The sequence below is a fragment of the Granulicatella sp. genome (assembly GCF_057274575.1).
Genome location: NZ_DBHISP010000002.1, coordinates 65,240 through 83,566 on the forward strand (window position 1 = coordinate 65,240; position 18,327 = coordinate 83,566).

20 protein-coding genes are annotated in these 18,327 nt (G+C 35.9%); 4 read left to right on the plus strand and 16 right to left on the minus strand.

Features of this window, described 5'->3' with window-relative positions; all coding sequences use genetic code 11:
- Nucleotides 1-158: 158 nt before the first annotated feature.
- Together ACO5V7_RS01700 and rpsP are read right to left on the minus strand one after the other, a co-directional pair.
- On the minus strand, nt 159-398 hold the full coding sequence (locus ACO5V7_RS01700) for a KH domain-containing protein (protein ID WP_298650094.1): 240 nt from the start codon (nt 396-398) through the stop codon (nt 159-161).
- A 39-nt stretch (nt 399-437) separates the two neighbouring features.
- Nucleotides 438-710 (minus strand): 30S ribosomal protein S16, encoded by a 273-nt coding sequence (gene rpsP, locus ACO5V7_RS01705; protein ID WP_485484806.1) that lies wholly within the window; start codon nt 708-710, stop codon nt 438-440.
- A gap of 198 nt (nt 711-908) precedes the next feature.
- Here rpsP and ACO5V7_RS01710 point away from each other — a divergent pair, with 198 nt between their 5' ends.
- The gene (locus ACO5V7_RS01710; RefSeq protein ID WP_485484807.1) at nt 909-3,404 is read left to right on the plus strand and encodes a transglycosylase domain-containing protein; all 2,496 of its coding nucleotides are present in this window, start codon (nt 909-911) and stop codon (nt 3,402-3,404) included.
- A gap of 96 nt (nt 3,405-3,500) precedes the next feature.
- On the opposite strand, the gene ccpA is transcribed toward ACO5V7_RS01710, so the two are convergent.
- Nucleotides 3,501-4,502 (minus strand): catabolite control protein A, encoded by a 1,002-nt coding sequence (gene ccpA / locus ACO5V7_RS01715; protein WP_485484808.1) that lies wholly within the window; start codon nt 4,500-4,502, stop codon nt 3,501-3,503.
- A gap of 157 nt (nt 4,503-4,659) precedes the next feature.
- Here ccpA and ACO5V7_RS01720 point away from each other — a divergent pair, with 157 nt between their 5' ends.
- A complete protein-coding gene (locus tag ACO5V7_RS01720) occupies nt 4,660-5,763 on the plus strand; it encodes an aminopeptidase P family protein (protein WP_485484809.1) in 1,104 nt (367 codons plus the stop codon).
- A gap of 46 nt (nt 5,764-5,809) precedes the next feature.
- Here ACO5V7_RS01720 and ACO5V7_RS01725 read toward each other — a convergent pair whose 3' ends face one another.
- Nucleotides 5,810-6,244: a YtxH domain-containing protein gene (locus ACO5V7_RS01725; protein ID WP_455033823.1), complete on the minus strand. Its 435-nt coding sequence runs from the start codon at nt 6,242-6,244 to the stop codon at nt 5,810-5,812.
- Nucleotides 6,245-6,266: 22 nt separating this feature from the next.
- On the minus strand, nt 6,267-6,668 hold the full coding sequence (locus tag ACO5V7_RS01730) for a DUF948 domain-containing protein (RefSeq protein ID WP_005606742.1): 402 nt from the start codon (nt 6,666-6,668) through the stop codon (nt 6,267-6,269).
- Between the two features lie 147 nt (nt 6,669-6,815).
- Here ACO5V7_RS01730 and ACO5V7_RS01735 point away from each other — a divergent pair, with 147 nt between their 5' ends.
- Nucleotides 6,816-7,685 carry a mechanosensitive ion channel family protein gene (locus tag ACO5V7_RS01735; RefSeq protein ID WP_485484810.1) on the plus strand — a complete coding sequence of 290 codons (870 nt, stop codon included), beginning with the start codon at nt 6,816-6,818 and terminating at the stop codon, nt 7,683-7,685.
- Between the two features lie 28 nt (nt 7,686-7,713).
- On the opposite strand, the gene cbpB is transcribed toward ACO5V7_RS01735, so the two are convergent.
- From cbpB to ACO5V7_RS01785, 10 genes are all read right to left on the minus strand, one after another.
- Nucleotides 7,714-8,178: a cyclic-di-AMP-binding protein CbpB gene (cbpB, locus tag ACO5V7_RS01740; RefSeq protein ID WP_485484811.1), complete on the minus strand. Its 465-nt coding sequence runs from the start codon at nt 8,176-8,178 to the stop codon at nt 7,714-7,716.
- Nucleotides 8,168-8,716 carry a YfcE family phosphodiesterase gene (locus tag ACO5V7_RS01745; RefSeq protein ID WP_485484812.1) on the minus strand — a complete coding sequence of 183 codons (549 nt, stop codon included), beginning with the start codon at nt 8,714-8,716 and terminating at the stop codon, nt 8,168-8,170. Before ACO5V7_RS01745 ends, cbpB begins: the two co-directional genes overlap by 11 nt.
- Nucleotides 8,713-10,161, minus strand: coding sequence for a glutamate racemase (gene racE, locus ACO5V7_RS01750; RefSeq protein ID WP_485484813.1), 1,449 nt, complete (start codon nt 10,159-10,161; stop codon nt 8,713-8,715). The genes ACO5V7_RS01745 and racE overlap by 4 nt, the downstream gene beginning before the upstream one ends.
- A 272-nt stretch (nt 10,162-10,433) precedes the next feature.
- On the minus strand, nt 10,434-11,162 hold the full coding sequence (locus ACO5V7_RS01755; protein WP_485484814.1) for a hypothetical protein: 729 nt from the start codon (nt 11,160-11,162) through the stop codon (nt 10,434-10,436).
- Nucleotide 11,163: 1 nt separating this feature from the next.
- Complete coding sequence (locus tag ACO5V7_RS01760) at nt 11,164-12,015, minus strand: ATP-binding cassette domain-containing protein (protein WP_485484815.1); 852 nt, start codon at nt 12,013-12,015, stop codon at nt 11,164-11,166.
- Complete coding sequence (locus ACO5V7_RS01765) at nt 12,012-12,380, minus strand: GntR family transcriptional regulator (protein ID WP_288294974.1); 369 nt, start codon at nt 12,378-12,380, stop codon at nt 12,012-12,014. Before ACO5V7_RS01765 ends, ACO5V7_RS01760 begins: the two co-directional genes overlap by 4 nt.
- Nucleotides 12,381-12,548: 168 nt before the next feature.
- Complete coding sequence (gene trxA / locus ACO5V7_RS01770) at nt 12,549-12,860, minus strand: thioredoxin (RefSeq protein ID WP_039849092.1); 312 nt, start codon at nt 12,858-12,860, stop codon at nt 12,549-12,551.
- 76 nt (nt 12,861-12,936) lie between these two features.
- Entirely contained in the window at nt 12,937-15,294 is a 2,358-nt protein-coding gene (locus ACO5V7_RS01775; RefSeq protein ID WP_485484816.1) for an endonuclease MutS2, read from the minus strand.
- Nucleotides 15,295-15,348: 54 nt separating this feature from the next.
- Nucleotides 15,349-15,885, minus strand: coding sequence for a CvpA family protein (locus ACO5V7_RS01780; protein WP_485484817.1), 537 nt, complete (start codon nt 15,883-15,885; stop codon nt 15,349-15,351).
- A gap of 5 nt (nt 15,886-15,890) precedes the next feature.
- Complete coding sequence (locus ACO5V7_RS01785; RefSeq protein WP_298650045.1) at nt 15,891-16,247, minus strand: cell division protein ZapA; 357 nt, start codon at nt 16,245-16,247, stop codon at nt 15,891-15,893.
- A gap of 138 nt (nt 16,248-16,385) precedes the next feature.
- Between ACO5V7_RS01785 and rnhC the strand changes: the two genes are divergently transcribed.
- On the plus strand, nt 16,386-17,300 hold the full coding sequence (gene rnhC / locus ACO5V7_RS01790; RefSeq protein ID WP_485484818.1) for a ribonuclease HIII: 915 nt from the start codon (nt 16,386-16,388) through the stop codon (nt 17,298-17,300).
- Between the two features lie 39 nt (nt 17,301-17,339).
- Here the strand turns inward: rnhC and ACO5V7_RS01795 are convergent, their stop codons facing one another.
- Entirely contained in the window at nt 17,340-18,239 is a 900-nt protein-coding gene (locus ACO5V7_RS01795) for a magnesium transporter CorA family protein (protein ID WP_005606761.1), read from the minus strand.
- Nucleotides 18,240-18,327 lie beyond the last annotated feature (88 nt).

Below are 18,327 nucleotides of genomic sequence, written 5' to 3' on the forward strand. Positions count from 1 at the left end.
TCCTTCTTTGAGGCTTTAAAAGCGAGAGACGCCAGACTCGAGCCGTTGCCCTTTTACAGTGAGTATAAAGAAATCCGTAAGCATTCTCCGTCATCATCATATTTATTCTCTTATAGAACAAAAAAGCCCTGGATTTCTCCAAGGCTTCATCGTTTTATTTAGGCTTCAATACTTAAACGAACACGTTTTGGTCCACGAGTACGAACACTATAAGTGATCGTACGAATCGCGCGAGCCACTCGTCCTTGTTTACCGATCACACGACCGATATCTTCAGGATTTACGTGTAAAGTATATTCCATGAATTCATCTGATTCAGAGATATCAATACGAACATCGTCAGGGAATTCTACTAATGGTTTAACCATTGACAATACTAATTCACTAATATCAGGCATTCTTTTCACCTCTCCATCGAATTGTCGACTTTATAGAAATTACTTAGAAAACTTTGATTCGTGGAATTTCTTCATGATACCTTGTTGTGACAACAAATTACGAACTGTATCAGAAGGTTGAGCACCGTTAGCTAACCATTTTAATGCTAATTCTTCATTGATTGAAATTTCTGCTGGGTTTGCTACTGGGTTGTATGTTCCAACTGTTTCGATGAAACGACCATCACGTGGTGAACGTGAATCAGCTACAACTACACGGTAGAAAGGATTTTTCTTAGAACCCATACGTTTTAAACGAATTTTAACTGCCATTATTTACACCTCCATGTATTAATCTCACAGTTACATAGTTTAGCAGAAAGAAGAATACTTGTAAAGTATTTTATCTTTACAGCATAAAAAGTTGTTTTAAAAATTCTATAAATCCTATCAAAACCAGTAATAAATAGAATTTCACACATATTTTTGGTATACTTAAAAAAATATGTATAAATGAAAAGAGTTGAAATTATGTCAGTTCAGAACCAAACTCCAGATTGGCGCGAGGCTCTACTAACTTTTTGGAATAAACCTTTACTGAAAAATATTCGATTTATTTTTAACATCGCTTATTCTGTTCTAAAAAATATTTTTGTAATTGCGATTTTATTCTTAATGCTATTAGGAATATTTGGTGGTGGAATTGGATTAGGATATTTTGCAAGTTTAACTTCCAATGAAGAGCCCCTTACCCAAGAACAAATGAGTGACGCAATTGGAAATCTTAATTTAATCTCTAGTTTCCATTATAGTGATGGTACAAAAATTTCAGATGTGAATTCTGATGAACTACGAATTGTAAAACCTCTATCAGAAATTTCTCAATACGTGATTGATGGAATTATCGCAACTGAAGATAGTTCATTCTACGAACACAATGGGATTGTACCAAAAGCTTTACTTCGTGCTATTCTCCAAGAAGCTGTTTCTTCTGGGTCTGGTGCAACGGGCGGTTCCACTCTTACACAACAATTAATTAAGCAACAAATTTTAACAAGTGAGGTCACTTTTAAACGGAAAGCTAATGAAATTTTATACGCATTACGTCTTGAAAAACACTTTACGAAAAATCAAATTTTAGAAGCCTACTTAAACGTCTCTTCATTTGGACGAAATCATAATGGGTTAAATATCGCTGGAATCGAAGAAGCCGCTCAAGGCGTTTTTGGCGTAGCTGCAAAAGATTTAACACTGCCACAAGCTGCTTATCTTGTTGGGATGCCCCAAAACCCGATTATTTATACTCCATACACAAACCAAGCTACCTTAAAAGAAGATACTTCTGCTGGTATTAAACGTATGAAATTCGTTCTCTTTAGTATGTATCGTGAAAACAAAATTACTAAAGAACAATACGAAGAAGCACTTGCATATGATATTACTAAAGACTTCCTTCCTCCAAAAGAAATTTCTTCAGATAGACAATCTTATTTATATCAAGCTGTAAACCGTGAAGCGATTAAAGTCTTAATCACTAAAGCAGCTCAAAAAAATAAATTGACTTATGATGAAGTTCGTAATGACTCTGAGCTTTATAACAAGTATTACGATGAAGCAAGTCGTAAACTAAGTTCTTCAGGATACAAGATTATATCAACGATTGATCAAAAAGTCTATGATGCAATGCAAAAAGCTATTGCAAATTATGGAAACCAAATCGGCCCCACATATAATACACAATATGTTGATCAAAATACTGGAGACATAAAAACTCAAACAGAGTCTGCTCAAAATGGGGCAGTCATGATTGAAAATAAAACTGGTCGTATTCTTGGATTTGTTGCTGGTCGAGATTTTGAATCAAATCAGGTAGATCACGCGTTCACTACACATCGTTCACCAGGGTCAACTATTAAACCAATTTTGGTTTATGCTCCTGCTATTGAAAATAATCTGATTTATCCTGCAAGTATTGTTCCAGATACTAAAGTAAGTATCCCTCAAGGAAATGGAACTTACTGGCAACCAACAAACTACGGAAACACAATAACAAACCAATTCTTAACAGTCCGTTATGCACTGTTCCGTTCGTTTAACAATCCTGTTATTAAGATTTACCAAACAATGCTTCAAAAAGGTATTAATGCGGGTGAATACTTGAAGAAGATGGGAATCAAAGGAATTACTGAAGATGAGTATCAAAATATCGCTCTCTCAATTGGGGGGACTAGAACAGGCCCGACTGTTTTAGAACAAACAAGTGCCTTTTCTACGTTAGCAAACGGTGGTGAACACCACGATGCCTACTTAATCGAGAAAATTGAAGATTCCAGAGGAAATATTGTCTACCAACACGAAGACAAAAAAGAACGTGTATTCTCTGAAGCAACGTCTTATTTAACAACGAATATGCTTCAAGATATTGCAAATTCGACTCAATTCTACAATATGAAGGGAAATATGGGCTTCAGTTCAGACTTAGCTGGTAAAACTGGTACTTCTGAAAATGAAATTGATAACTGGTTTGTCGCATATACCCCAACCGTAACGTTAGGTTCTTGGATTGGATATGATAACTTCTATAATGCCCGTTATGCTATTACTGCTGGTGATGGATACGGAGAACCTACTACTAGAAGTCAACGTCAATGGACTTACTTAATGAAGGCCGCTTATGAAGCAAATCCTGAATTAATCGGTAAAGAAACAACCTTTAAACAACCAGATTCTGTTTATCGTGATTCTGTTGTATCCACAACAGGTACGAAAGCCGGAACATTCAAAGCTGAAAACGGCGGAACATACTCGATCAGTGGTGGAATGACGACTGACTGGTTCAAGAAGGATTTCCCACCGATGAATCCTTTCTACAACTTCGCTATCGGAGCTACTCCTGAAGAAATGAATAACTTCTGGAATAAAGTAAATGCTAAGAAGGATGAGAAAAAGGATGAGAAGAAAAATGAAAAGAAAGAAGAAACCACTCAATCCTCTTCAACTCAAAATCAAACGACTCAATCAAACTAATAAAAAGGCTGGACATTATCCAGCCTTTTTATTCTCTACTATTGTATACAATAAAATAAAACAGCCTATTGAGGATTCAATAGACTGTTTTTATGCTTATTTAGTAGTATTTCTCCATTCAATCTTGTATGGTAAAGTAATTTCAGATTCTACGATTTCTTCTTTATTCATAATTTTTGTTAAAAGACGCATCGCAACGGCTCCGATATCATATAATGGAGGTGCAATCGTTGAAAGAATTGGACGAGTCATTTTCGTTAATTTAGAATTGTTGCTTGAAACTAATTCAAATTTTTCAGGAACTTTAACGCCTAAATCCATTAAACCATTTAATAATCCTACTGAAGTTTCATCATCGGTTATCACAGCAGCTGTCGCACCTGCTTTATGGATACGTTCAGCTACAGACTCCCCTGCATGATAAGTTAAAGGAACTTCATAAACTAATTTTTCGTCAAATTTAATTCCTGCTTTTTCTAAAGCAGCTTTATATCCTTCTAAACGGAAATCGACTGAAGCCACATTTTTCATTGCAGCAGTGACAAAAGCAATTTTCTTATGTCCATTTCCGATTAATGTTTCCACTACTTCTTTTGTTGCTTCATTAAAATCGATATTTACTGAAGCAATTTCATGTTCCGCATCCATTGTTCCCGCTAACACAATCGGTGTTTTTGAACGAACAATTTCAGCACGCAATTCAGGTGTTAGATGGTTTCCCATGTATAAAATTCCATCTACTTGTTTAGAGAATAAAGTATTTAACACTTGAATTTCTTTATGATTATTTTGGTCTGAGTTTGCTAAAATGATGTTATATTTATACATTGTAGCAATGTCATCAATCCCACGAGCTAAACTAGCAAAATAAAGGTTTGTAACGTCAGGAATAATAACTCCCACAGTCGTTGTTTTCTTACTCGCTAACCCACGCGCAACGGCATTTGGACGATAATCCAATTCGTCAATTACATCTAAAACTCTCTTACGAGTTGCTGGTTTAACGTTTGGATTTCCATTAACAACACGCGATACTGTAGCCATGGATACGTTCGCTTCACGCGCAACATCATAAATCGTAATTGTTTGCTTTTCCATCTACAAATCTCCTTTGTGCATCTTTTCATCTATCATTAGGGTAGCACTTTCATAAAATTAATGCAAGCGTTTAACTAAAATTTTCAAAAACTTTTTGAAACTATTTACATTCTTGATATAATAAGTATGCTACAATAGTTTTAAGGAGATGATCAATATGAATTTAAACCCTACTTTCAAACAACTAGAAACTGAATTATCAAAACAAAACAATCCGATTGCTCTAATCCAAAATCCTGAAACCATTCGTCTTTTAACGAATTTTTCAACAGATCCTCATGAGCGGATTGTTGCTCTTGTCTACTCACCCAGCTCTACCCCACTATTATTTGTTCCAGCATTAGAGCATCAAGTCGCTCAAAAAGCGGAACCAGATTTTACCGTGAAAAGTTATCACGATCATGAAGATGGATGGAAACTCTTATCAGACGCCATTAAGGATCACTTTCCTTCTCAGTCTAATTTCGCTGTAGAAAAAGTGGACTTCTCTCTTTTTGCAGCAGAACAAGTTCAAAAGCATTTTAAAGATGTTCATTTTTCTGTAGATTTAACGCCAATCGTTCAAAAACTTCGTCTTGTAAAAGATCAAGAAGCCGTTGAAAAACTCGTCTACTCTGGAACCTTTGCTGACAAAGCGATTGAAATCGGAAAGAACGCATTAAAAGTAGGCATCAGCGAACGTGAAGTGGTAGCCATCATAGAATTTGAAATGAAAAAACTCGGCGTCTCTCAGATGAGCTTTGATACCATGGTGCTCTTTGGAGATCACGCGGCAGATCCTCACGGTGAACCTGGAGACCGCACCCTTAAAGAAAATGAATGGGTTCTATTTGACCTTGGTACAATGGTAGATGGGTACGCAAGTGACATTACACGTACCGTCTTCTTTGGAAATAGCCAGGAAAAAAATCCACGCCATCAAGAAATCTATGATATCGTTCAAAAAGCGCATGATACAGCCATCGAAGCTGTAAAACCAGGGATGAAAGCAAGCCAAATTGATAAAATCGCTCGTGATATTATTACAGAAGCTGGATACGGTGAGTACTTCATCCACCGCCTTGGACACGGGATTGGCCAAAGCGTACATGAATTTCCTTCAATCATGGAAGGAAATGATATGGAACTCGTTGAAGGTATGTGTTTCTCTGTAGAACCGGGTGTTTATATTTCAGGTGACTTCGGTGTTCGTATCGAAGACTGTTTAGCTGTTACCGAAAATGGTTCAAAACTCTTCACTAAAGTAAAATATGATTTTTAGACAAACAAAAAAGACTGGGAAATTTCCCAGTCTTTTTAAGTATGCATTATTTTGCTTCTTTTTTAGCTTCTTCTTTCACATCTTGAGCTTTTTCTTTTACATCTTCTGCTAATTCAGCAACCACTTCAGCTGACTCTTCTTTTTGTTTAGAGAAGTTTTCTTTTACTTTATCAACTGTTTCGTTGAATTGGTCTTTTAAGTTTTCAGTATGTTTAGAAACTTGTTCTTTTAGATGAGAAGCTTGTTCTTGTAAGTTAATACGAATATCTTGAGTTGAAGCTTTGGCAACTTCAGTGAATTCTGCTCCTTTTGCTAGAGCAATTTCACCATATTCTGATAGTTGTTCTTTATAACGATCAGCTTCTTTTGCTAAATCTTCACGTAATTCTTTCCCTGATTTTGGTGCAAATAACAATGCAGTTACTGCTGCTGCTGTTCCCCCGATTAATGCTCCTAATAAAAATCCGCATTTTTTACTCATGTTCAACACTCCATTTCATTAATTATATTTTTTTCTTTTTGGAAAAAAATGCTCTTCCGAAGTTAACTGCCGTGGCTACACGACTCGTTTTAGAAAGTTTTACTGCTTTTGTTGCTAGATTTCGTGAAGAAGCATTTACATCTGAAATTGTCACACCTAAATCTCCAGCTGCAGTAAATAATGGATCAGTGGCTTTTAATTTACCATTAATATCGTCCACCAATACATTGGCTTTACTTAATAACCCCTCTACTTCAATTGAGAGGCTGTCTACATCTTTAGTAATAATCTCTAATGAATGATTCATGTTCTCAACGGTTTTATTTAATTTTGATAAAATCGGTGATACTTTGACAATCACAAAAACTACTAAGGCTAATAAAGCACATGCAGCTATTAATGCAGCAATCTCAATACCTGTCATTGAGCCATTCCTCCAATCCTCTAGTATGATTCAATCATAACACTATCCCTTTAAAATTACCATCAAATTCTTTGTAAAATGAATCTCTTTCATTCGTTTTTTTTGTATGCTACACTGATTATATTCAAATTTAAAGGAAGACTGATTATGCGTGTATTTTTATGGTTCGATTCCATCTCTAATTTCTTTATCAATTATTGGAATGGGATTGAATGGAAATCTATTTTATCTAATCTTTTTACTAAACTACTCTCACTAGTCATTTTATTTTTACTATTTTATTTAGGAAAAAAACTAGCTCATTTTCTTTTTAAGAAAACCATTCTCTCTTCTATGAGAGTCTCTACTCAATCGGAAAGTCGCAAGAAAACCATTCTTAAATTATTAGAGAATATGTTGGATTATTTCTTATATTTCATTTTGATTTATTGGATTCTTTCGATTATCGGAGTCCCAATTTCTAGTTTACTAGCAGGTGCCGGAATTGCTGGGGTTGCTTTAGGACTAGGAGCACAAGGTTTCTTATCAGATGTCATCAATGGATTGTTTATCTTAATGGAACGTCAATTTGAAGTCGGGGATGCTGTTTTAATTAATACTATTTCTGGGACGATTGCAAGCGTTGGCGTTCGTACAACCCAAGTTCGAGGATATGATGGAACCCTGCATTACATTCCCAATCGCAACATTACTATCGTTAGTAACCAGTCTAGAGGAAATATGAGAGCTTTAATCGAACTTCCACTTAATAGTAATGTTGATTTAAAAACGGTCTATGAAACCATCGAAGCCGTTAATACTCGATATGCTAAATCGGATGAGGCTCTAGCTTCTGCCCCAAATATTGTGGGTCCTCAGACAAAACCAACTGGGCAATTTGTCTTCACGATTTCCATCATGACGAAGAATGGATTGCAACATGCGACTTATCAAAAATACTTAACTTTATATCAAGAAGCATTATTAAAAAGAGGAATCGACCTTTCGACTCCATCTATTCCCTATCTGACAAAATAAAAGAAGGCAAAAAATTTTCGCCTTCTTTTTATTTTTCAACTAAATCAAATTCTCTGGTTAATTCATGAACCATGAAATTAATGCGTTTCAATACTTCTTTTCTAGTCACAATTCCTAAAAATTCTTGGCTTTCATTAGTAATACAAATAAAACTTTGGTCCACCAAATCCCTCAATACGTCTTCCATATCTGTATCAACGAAAATCGTTGGATACTCCGTCTTCATGACATCACGAACTTTATACTTACTGAGTTGATTCATATGAATTTGCTCGACTCCAGTAATCTTTTGCAAAATCATCGCTAAAGACACTAAGCCTACAATTTGATTTTCTTTATTCAAAACAGGGATTAAAGAATATCGTACATTCGTAAGAACTAACATGGCATGCTCTAATGTATGGTCTTCTTGTAGAATCGCTACATTCTCAGCATCAATAAAGAGCTGCTCTCGATTTTCCAATAATAATTCTTGTATTCTCTTATGAATCAAGAGTATAACCTCCTTCCGGGCTCCAAGTATAGTTTAAAACTAAATCATCTAATACTTCATGCTTCGTCGTATAATACGTTAAACGAATTTGTTCTTTTGATAAAATCTCTAATACAGCATAGCTCGCAGTTCCTGCATAAGTTCCTCTTGGAAAATTCGTCGATCCTGAATTAATACATAAAACTCCGTCAACAGTCTCTGCATTTAGCTTATGAGTGTGTCCGTACAAAGCAATACTAGCTCCTTTTTCTTTAGCCATGTTTGCTAAATACTCTCTACCAGCATTTACATATTGATGATGCCCATGAGTGACAAAAAACGTAATCCCTTCTACTTCAAAAACCTCAAACTCAGGATACTCCATATCATAATCACAATTCCCTGTGACTCTTAAACAATGAGATAATAATTCATCCTTATAGGGAAACTCAGAATCCCCAGTATGAACAAAAGTTACTTTTTCTCCAGAAAAATGATTAAAAATTTTCCGAAGTGTCAACTCTTGACCATGATTATCACTGACAATGACTATTTTCATTCTGTTTCCTCCACAGCTCCTAAAGAGTTTGTCCATCGTTCCCATTTTTCAACCAGTATTTCAATCGCTTTTGCACGGTGGCTAATTTTATTTTTGATATCCATTCCGAGCTCCGCAAATGTTTGTTGATACTCTGGCACTAAAAATAATGGATCATAACCAAATCCACTGTCTCCTGATGGTAAAGTAGCAATTTCTCCGTGACATTCTGCCTGTACCACAAGAGATTCCTGAAACGGTGCTGCTAAAACTAAACAACATGTGAAATGAGCTGCCCTTTCATTGCCTTTAAGCCCGCCTAGTTCTGATAACAGTTTGGCATTATTAGCCGCATCATTCTTTTCTTCTCCTGCAAATCTTGCTGAATAAACTCCAGGAAGTCCTTCTAGAGCATCTACACAAAGTCCTGAATCATCTGCCAAAACAATTGTTTGTAAAGCATTCGCAATCGTTTCTGCTTTCAGTCTCGCATTTTCCTCAAAAGTCGTTCCTGTTTCTTCTACTTCATCCAATTCAGGGAAATCTTTTAAAGTTTTAACTTTGTACCCCTTTGGTTCAAAAATTTTGGCAAATTCTTTTGCTTTTCCAACATTATTCGTTGCAATAACAATTTCTTTTTCAAGTTGAATGGACGTTAATTTTTTCTCTAAAGTCACCGTCTTCACCTCTAATCCTTTTCTATGGAGCCAATTCTCAGCAATCTCTTCAAAAAGTGTTGCATCTCCCGTTGTATAAATTTCTAAAGTAGGATTTGGATTAGTTTCAGGAGTTTCACTGAGTTTGCAATAATCTAAAAGAGCACTCACACTAGAAACAGTTTCTGCACCTGAATCAATCAAGGAAACTTGATTTCCAACAACTTTTTGAATCGTTTTTCTTAAAAGCGGATAATGTGTACAACCCAAAATTACTGTATCTACATTAGTTCCTTCCAATGGTTTGAGGGTTTCATTTACAATCTCCCAAGCTTCTGGGGTGTCCGATTGATTATTTTCGACAAGTGGAACAAAGCTTGGACAAGCAATATCGAATACTTGAATGTTCTTATTCTTGTCATGCATTGTTTTTGGATACACTTTACTTGAAATCGTAGCATTCGTACCCAATACTCCGATTCGGTCATTAGATGTTTGCTTAATAGCTGCTAAACTTCCTGGCTGAATCACTCCCACCACCGGAATCTCTAAAGTTTGTTGTAATTCCTCTAAGACGACTGCTGTAGCCGTATTACAGGCAATGACCAGCATTTTTATATTCTTTTGTAGTAAAAATTGCACCATTTCCAACGTATATTGGCGAATCTCTTCTTTCGGTCTTGTCCCGTATGGGCAACGAGCGGAATCTCCTAAGAAGATCATTGATTCGTTTGGTAATTGTTTTAATGCCTCTTTGAGAACCGTTAAGCCTCCAACACCAGAATCAATAAATCCAATTGGTCTTTTCATATTTTGCCAACCTCTCTATCTTTTGTCTTCTATAGTATACCATAGTTCAAACCTGGCTGATTCAAATGTCCTTCGTATTATAAAAAAGTTAACCAACAGGGCGACATCTTCATTGTTTGAATGAAAGACTTTGGAGGGGCTGTACTACGTGCCATTATGGCATATCTTTATAGTATTTATAATAACTGTAGCGGTTTTAGCCGTGGTCTCTCATATACTGAGCCTCCGCCCTAAATAAAAAGAACTCCTGCTATGCAGAAGTTCTCGTTTTTTTATGCTACGTTTGGATCTTTACTTTGATGTTTTCTAGTTACTAATATTAAGAGAACGATTACTACTAAAAAAGTTGTTGAAATGGCCCAACCAGGGTTTTCGTTGATAGATTTTCCTAGTTGAATGATAAATTTAACAAAATATGGTAATTCCTTCCCTTGATAACTCACTCCACTGATTATAATACCCATTAATAAAGTAACTCCCCCAAGTGCGAATAGTCCTGTTTTTAATGGCATTTTATTCATGACAATCCCAATCACATTTGCAATCAGATGAATCAATAATACTTGCGCAAAGAAAGCTGCAATACTTAAAAATAGATTTTCAGGATTATACAAAGTGCTTAGCCTTGATTCAATTTTGATAGTATTGAATACTGTGATTCCATCTCTAAGTGGTAACAATAGGCTGAAGAAAAATGTTAAAATGAGTGAATCGACAATGGTTTGAATGAACAGACTTTGAATTTGTTCATTTCTCGTTAATCCTAATTGGCTTTCTAAGCGGAATTGTTCAATGATATAAGCAATTCCGATGATTAAAATAATGAGTCCGACTTCATTATCAAAATAAATTGGGAAATAGACTCCAAATGAAGTAAAATCTCCATTTGCAAAAATTTTCATGAATAGGCCTGCGAAAATCCACCAAATTCCTAAAAAAATTAAAATCGATTTCCATCTTTTCACTAGTCCCATGGTAACAACTGATAATAAACGGTCCATCTTATTCATTCTCCTTTCGAGTAATTGAAATAAAGTAATCTTGTAATGTTAATGGTGAAAAATCTAATCCTTGAGGAGTTTCACCTTTTTTGCCAATCACTACTGCACGAGTGATATTTCCAATTTGTTCGGTTTCTTGTACATTCTTATCTGCGACAAATTCTTGAACTAGGCTTGTAGCTCCGCTAACAACATATCCTTTTCCAAGAACCTCTTCCACCATCACTTCCTCTGTAACCACACCATCTTTAATAACGATGACTTTTTCAAGAATGGAAGCAACTTCTTCGATTAAATGAGTTGCAATGACAAATGTCCGTGGATTTCTTGCATAAGCTTCCAGTAGTTTTTTGTTAAAAATATGACGATGATTCGCGTCTAATCCTAGTACTGGTTCATCCATAAAGATGTACTCACTTGGATTACAAAGCGCTAGGATAATTTTCATAATACTTTGGTAGCCAGTAGAGGCCTTTGAAAATCTTTCTTTCACATTGACTCCAAAAACTTTAATTAACTCTTCTGCAAATTCACTGTCGAATTCTGGATAAGTTTTCTTATAAATAGACAATAAATCTTTAAATTTATATTCTTTTGGGAACCAATTCTCTGTACTCGATAAGTACACTTGATGCATTGCCCTTGGAGTTTTATGAAGATCCACGCCATCAAGAGTGATGTCTCCGCTTGTCTTTTCGATGCGGCGAGCAATCATATTTAAAACGGTACTCTTTCCAGCTCCATTTCGACCTAATAGGCCAATAATACTCTCCGGTTCAATCGTAAAATCGACCCCTTTTACAGCTTCTTTATTGAAATACTTCTTTCTTAACCCTTTCACTTGGATTGTCATTTTAGGAACCCTCCTTCGATAATTTTAACTAATTCTTCTTTTGTAATTCCTAGTGCTTGCGCTTCTTTCAAAAAATTTGGGACCATCTGATTCGCAAATTCATTTTGCTTTTTGCTTAGAATAATTTTTCTTGCCCCTTCTGCTACAAATGTTCCAAGGCCTCTTCTTTTTTCTAATACTTGTTCGCTCACGAGTAAGTTCATTCCTTTCAATACGGTTGCTGGATTGATTTGATACCCTGTGGAAATCTCAGTAGTCGACGGTACTTGATCTCCTTCTTTGTAGACTTCATGGAAGATTTCTTCTTCTAGTTGATTGGCTACTTGTTGAAATAACGGGATATCACTTTGAAAATCAAATTTCATAGCGCACCTCCTTTTAGTTTTGTGCTTGTTGGTTAGTTACTTGTGTAATTAACTATAAAACTAAAAAACTATTTTGTCAACACTTTTTTAAAAATTTTTTTGAAAATAAAAAAGGAGTGATAAAACAAGGATTCTCCTTGCTTCATCACTCCTTCAAAAATATGATTTTTATAAATATTGTGCTAACAATTCTTCTAATTGTTCTTTAGCATGGTAGCCAACTACTTTATTAACCACTTCTCCATCTTTTTTGATTAATAAAGTTGGAATGCTCATAATTCCAAAAGCACGAGCGGTTTCAGGGTTTTCGTCCACATCCACTTTAGTGAAAGTTACTTTGTCTCCCATTTCCTCGTCTAATTGGTCAATAACTGGTCCTTGCATACGACATGGCCCACACCATGTAGCCCAAAAGTCTACTAAAACAACTCCATCTTTAGTTTCTTCTACAAAGTTTTTATCTGTTAATGATTTTACCATTCGAATCATCCTTTCCTTTTTCTATAAACCTAGTATAGCAACACCCCGGAAGGTGACCAACTATTCTGCTCACGGTTTACTTAAAGGTCACGATGGTCGCTCCATTTCCACCCGTATTCATCGGCGCAAATTCAAAACTTGCAACAGAACGGTGGCTACGTAGCACCTTATGAACGCCTTGCTGGATGGCTCCTGTTCCACGTCCATGAATAATGGTAACGCGTGGATAATTAGCTAAAATGGCCGCATCTATATATAATTCAAGATCTTTCATCGCTTCTTCATATCGTTTTCCACGTAAGTCTAATTCTGAAGAGACATGACTACTTCTAGCACTTTTCACAATCACTTGTTGTTTAGCTTCTTGCGTTTCGGCAATTGGGGCTAAGTCTTCTATAGCAATCTTCATCTTGAGAATCCCCATTTGAACAACCCATTCCTCGTCACTGACTTTTTCAACAAGCGTTCCGCGTTGTCCAAATGAAAGAACTTCGACACTTTGTCCGACTTGCAGCGCCTTCTTCGCTTTTTCTTTGCGAAGCACCTTGTTCTTCTTCAAGGCTTGCTCATGTTTCAAGTCTGTTAAAGCTGTCTTTTTCTCAATCATTTCATGTTCTTTAACCGTACTTTGTTTACTTCTCAGTTGTAATTCACGGATTTCTGATAAGATTTTATCCGCATCATCCTTACTTTGTTCAATTAAAGTATTTGCACGCTCTTTAGCTTCTTCTAGAAGTCTTGCTTTATTTGCTTTAAACTGTTCAGTTTCCTTTTGCAAATCTTCTAATAACTGTGTACTTAACTCTAATTGATGACGCATCTTATCGGCATCACGCTGCGCACAGCGACGTTTTTGCTCAAGGTCACTAATCATCGCATTCAAGTCTTGGTCTTCCTCAGAAAGAAGTCCACGCGCTTGGTCGATAATAATGCTTGGTAAGCCTAATCGTTTTGAAATATCAAAGGCATTACTACGTCCTGGCACTCCCAGCAAGAGTTGGTACGTTGGCTGAAGAGTATCCCCATCAAACTCCATACTCGCATTAATGGTTTTAGGGCGGTCATAACCATAGGCTTTTAACTCTGGATAGTGAGTCGAAGCAATCACATAACTTTGCTTACTTGCAATATAATCAAGAATCGCAATCGCAAGAGACGAGCCTTCTTGTGGGTCTGTCCCTGATCCAATTTCGTCGATTAAAAGCAAGCTCTTATCGTTGATTTGTTTCAAAATAGAAACAATATTGGACATATGAGATGAGAATGTTGATAAGTTTTGTTCAATCGATTGTTCATCCCCAATATCTGCAAAAATCTCGGTAAAGATTCCTACACGGCTATTTTCACCAGCAGGAATATACAGTCCCATCTGTGCCATCAATTGAATGACACCGACCGTCTTCAAGAGGATGGTTTTTCCACCTGTATTCGGCCCTGTAATGACAATGGCTTGATACTCTTCTCCAAGAATAATATCGTTTGCGACAGCCTTCTCACGGTCTAATAGTGGATGCCATGCTTTCCAAAGCGCGACATGGTTCTGACGGTCAATAATAGGTTCTGTTGCCTTTATTTCATTAGCATATTGACCTTTTGCATTTACTACGTCTAATCGTGCTAATACATAATGATTCTGATGTAATGAATTCGTGTATGGCATGAGTTTTTGAGAGAGTTCCCATAAAATGCGTTCGACTTCACGCTTTTCTTGGACTTGATATTCTCGTAATTTATTATTCAAATTAACAACTGCTTGTGGCTCCATGAAGAGAGTCTGTCCCGTTGCACTTTGATCATGTACAGTACCTCCAAATACAGATTTATATTCTGCTTTTACTGGAAGTACATAACGGTCATTACGAATAGTGATAATCGTATCGCTTAAATACTGGGCATTCTTACCAGTGAGATATTGATCCATTTGGCGACGAATTTCTTGTTCCGTTTTCTGAATGCCTACTCGAATGCCATGCAAAGTAGGAGACGCACTATCTAATACATATCCATCATCTCGAATCGATGCTTCTAGCGCCTTAGTCACTTCAGGGATACTTTCTAATTTTTCAACTAGCCTTTGGACGCGCTTTAAAGCAATTTTCTCTTCTTCGACTTTTTCAAAGAAACGTTCTACCTCATGCGTTGTCGCGAGCACTCGTAAAATGTCACTTAATTCACGCCCATTCAATCCCGCTTCTAATTCCAATCGTTTCAAGGCAAAACTAATATCTTTCAACCGTGGAATCGGAATCCCTTGTTTTAAACGGAGGAGCTCAACTCCATCCGCTGTTTCTTCAATTTTATTTCGAATCGCCTTTTCTTCCACCTCTATTGGAAGTTCTTTAATCATTTGTTTTCCTTTTTCGGAGGTCGCATATTCAGCTAATTGGGCTCTAATTTTATCAAATTCTAAAACCTTTTCGATTTTCGAATTCATAACAGTCCTTCTTTCTTAAAAAACGTGGAACAATTCTGTTCCACGCTCTCGTTTTTATTTAGGTAATAACCAACTTGAAACAATTTGTGTCACAATTGGAGTTTTGGTAATAATAAAGTTTGGCAATCCGCCTTCAATCATTTTTTGTGCTGGAGCCAGTGGAATCATCGCAATCGCGTAAAGAACAAAATAAACAAATAAATAGTTCATAACAAATCCTAATGCAGCACCACTAATCGTGTTAAATTGTTTTAATAATGGTAAAAATGTTAATTCGCTAGCAATATATCCTAAGAATCGAACCACTAACCATCCTAAAATCATAATCACTAAAAATGAAATCAATCTATAAAATGAGTGGTCTAAATTCATTGCTTGTTCTTGAGAAAAGATCGCTAATTGATTTCCTGGAACATAGGACGGATACGGAATAAATACCGATAAAAATTTAGCTAGCTTTTCATGGGTAAATACTGCCACTAAAAAGGTAATAAAATAACCCGCAATATAAACTAATTGTAATGTTAATCCTCTACGAGAGCCCGTATAGATTCCAACGATTAAATAAAATAAAATGATTAATGTAATCATAAACCCTACCTTCTCAACAAATCTTGTTGTAATTCAAATTGTTTTTCTAATTCTTGTTTTCTTTTTGAGTCAATGGAAGGTCGCTTATGATGCGCATTTTGCACTTCTTTTTCTAACTGCTCTATTCTCTTCTTCAATGCGACGACTTCTTCTTGTTTTTCGAATTGATTTGAAATAGCATTGATCGCTGCTAGGAGTGCCACTTCTTCATTCGATAATTTGTCTGATACTCGGGTGATTTGATCTAATTGCTCTTGTAAGACTCTCACAATACTTTGCATTTCTTGTTGAGACTTTTTCCCAATAATTGTATAGGATTTTCCGGAAATTACTGCTTTAACTCTTGATTTCGGTTGTTTCACAATAGATCATCTCCATTCCTCATAATGCCACCTTATTTTACCATTTTTTGAGCAAAAAAACACGAATAATCCTCTTTTTGAAGGAGTAGACGAATAAATGGTCTCATGGTATTCTTAGAAAGAACAAGGAGGATTACTATGAATTCATTAACATTAACACTATCAGCCAAACAGGTTTCCACATTAGAAGCAAAATATCCTTCATATGTACAGTCCCCTCCTCCACACGCCATTTTAAGGTTGAAGATTGATGGGTTAACCATTACTGCCTATCAATCTGGTAAAGTGCTATTCCAAGGAAAAGGCATTGAAGAGTTTATTCAAAATAATCAGCTGGAACCTTTGATGGAAACATTTGAAGGAAAATCAAAAGACGAACTATCTCTTCCAAAGGATTTTTCTTCTTGGAGCGTCATGGGTAGCGATGAAGTTGGAAACGGAGCTTACTTTGGTCCTTTAACCGTTGCCAGTGCTTACGTTTCAAAAGAACATATCCCACTTCTTAAAAAAATGGGGGTTAAAGACTCTAAAGATTTAACGGATGAACAAATCCGAGCTCTCGTTCCTAAAATTAAAGCAGTCATTCCTTATAAATTACTGACACTTTGGCCAGAAAAATACAATGAGGTTCAACAAGTCAAAAACTTAAATGAAATGAAGGCTCTTCTTCATAATCAAGCCCTACGTCTCTTAAGTGAAAAAATAATGCCGGAATCTCCTGAAGGGTATTTAATCGATCAATTTTGTAAGCCAGAATTATATTATCGTTATTTAAAAGGACAGCCTTTAGTCGATAAAAATAAAACGTACTTTATTACAAAAGGCGAAAGCCATCATATCGCAGTAGCAGCGGCATCAATGATTGCTAGATGCGCTTTCCTGGATGGTTTAGACTCTTTAAGTGCAGATTTCGGATATAAACTACCAAGTGGTGCAGGAAGCAATGTGGATCAAATAGCAGCAAAAATTCTAAAGCACAACGGAATGGATACTTTACGTAAAGTCGCAAAAATTCACTTTGCCAATACTGAAAAAGCAAAACGAATGAAATAACAAAAGAGCAACTTCCTCAATAAGGGAAGTTGCTCTTTTTTAATCTTTCATTAGCTTTTGAATCACTTTTAGTGCACCCATCCAACCGAGTGCAATGATGAAGAGAATAATGGCCCATCCATATCGTAGTTCCGTCAAAGGAATTTGAACGTTCATTCCAAAAAATCCTGTCACAATATCTGGAATGGTCATCAAAATCGAGATGACTGTTAAAAATTTCATCGTATCATTCAAATTATTATTCAAAACATTGTTATACGTTCCGGAAATTTGTCTTAAAATTTGAAGATGTAAATCTGTCATCTCAACTAATTGTTTTGCTTCGATAATATTGTCTTCCAATTGCTCTCTTTCAAAATCATCGAATTCTTTAAAGGCTTGTTGCGTTTTCAATTGCTCTAATACAACTGCATTTTGCTTAGTGGCAGATACTAAATACATTCCACCAATTTCCAAATCAGAAAGTGCAAATAAATTATTCTTAGTCGTTTTCTTTCGAAGGAGTTTGCTAATATTTTGCTGTTCTTTATTTAATTTTTCAATTACTGGGAAGTAATGCTCCGAAATGACAAAAAGGCTATGCAGTAAAAGATTAAACACATTCCAATGAAGATTCTCTTCCAACTCTTCTACAATCGCATCGATAATGTATTCATTTTGACTATTTGAAATCGTGACAATTTGATTTTGACGAACAATGAATGTTAACGGAATCGTTTCATAGTGGTTCTCTTCTTTAGACAAGTTTAATACATTATAAATAACAACCAGCGTTTTCGTTCGACGGTTGTATTCCATATGTGCTCGCTCATTTTTATCCAGTGCATATTCAATCATTTCATCATCAATTTCATACGTATCATAAATGGATGAGTATTCACTAATCAAATCTGAATTGATGTTAATCCAAGTATTATCTCCAAAGTGCATTACGCTCATTTAAACCCCTCCTTCGTGTAGAATGCTGCATTAGTATAACATAATTTCTATTCTTGACTAAAAGGAAAGCATGTCAACGTTCCAAAAT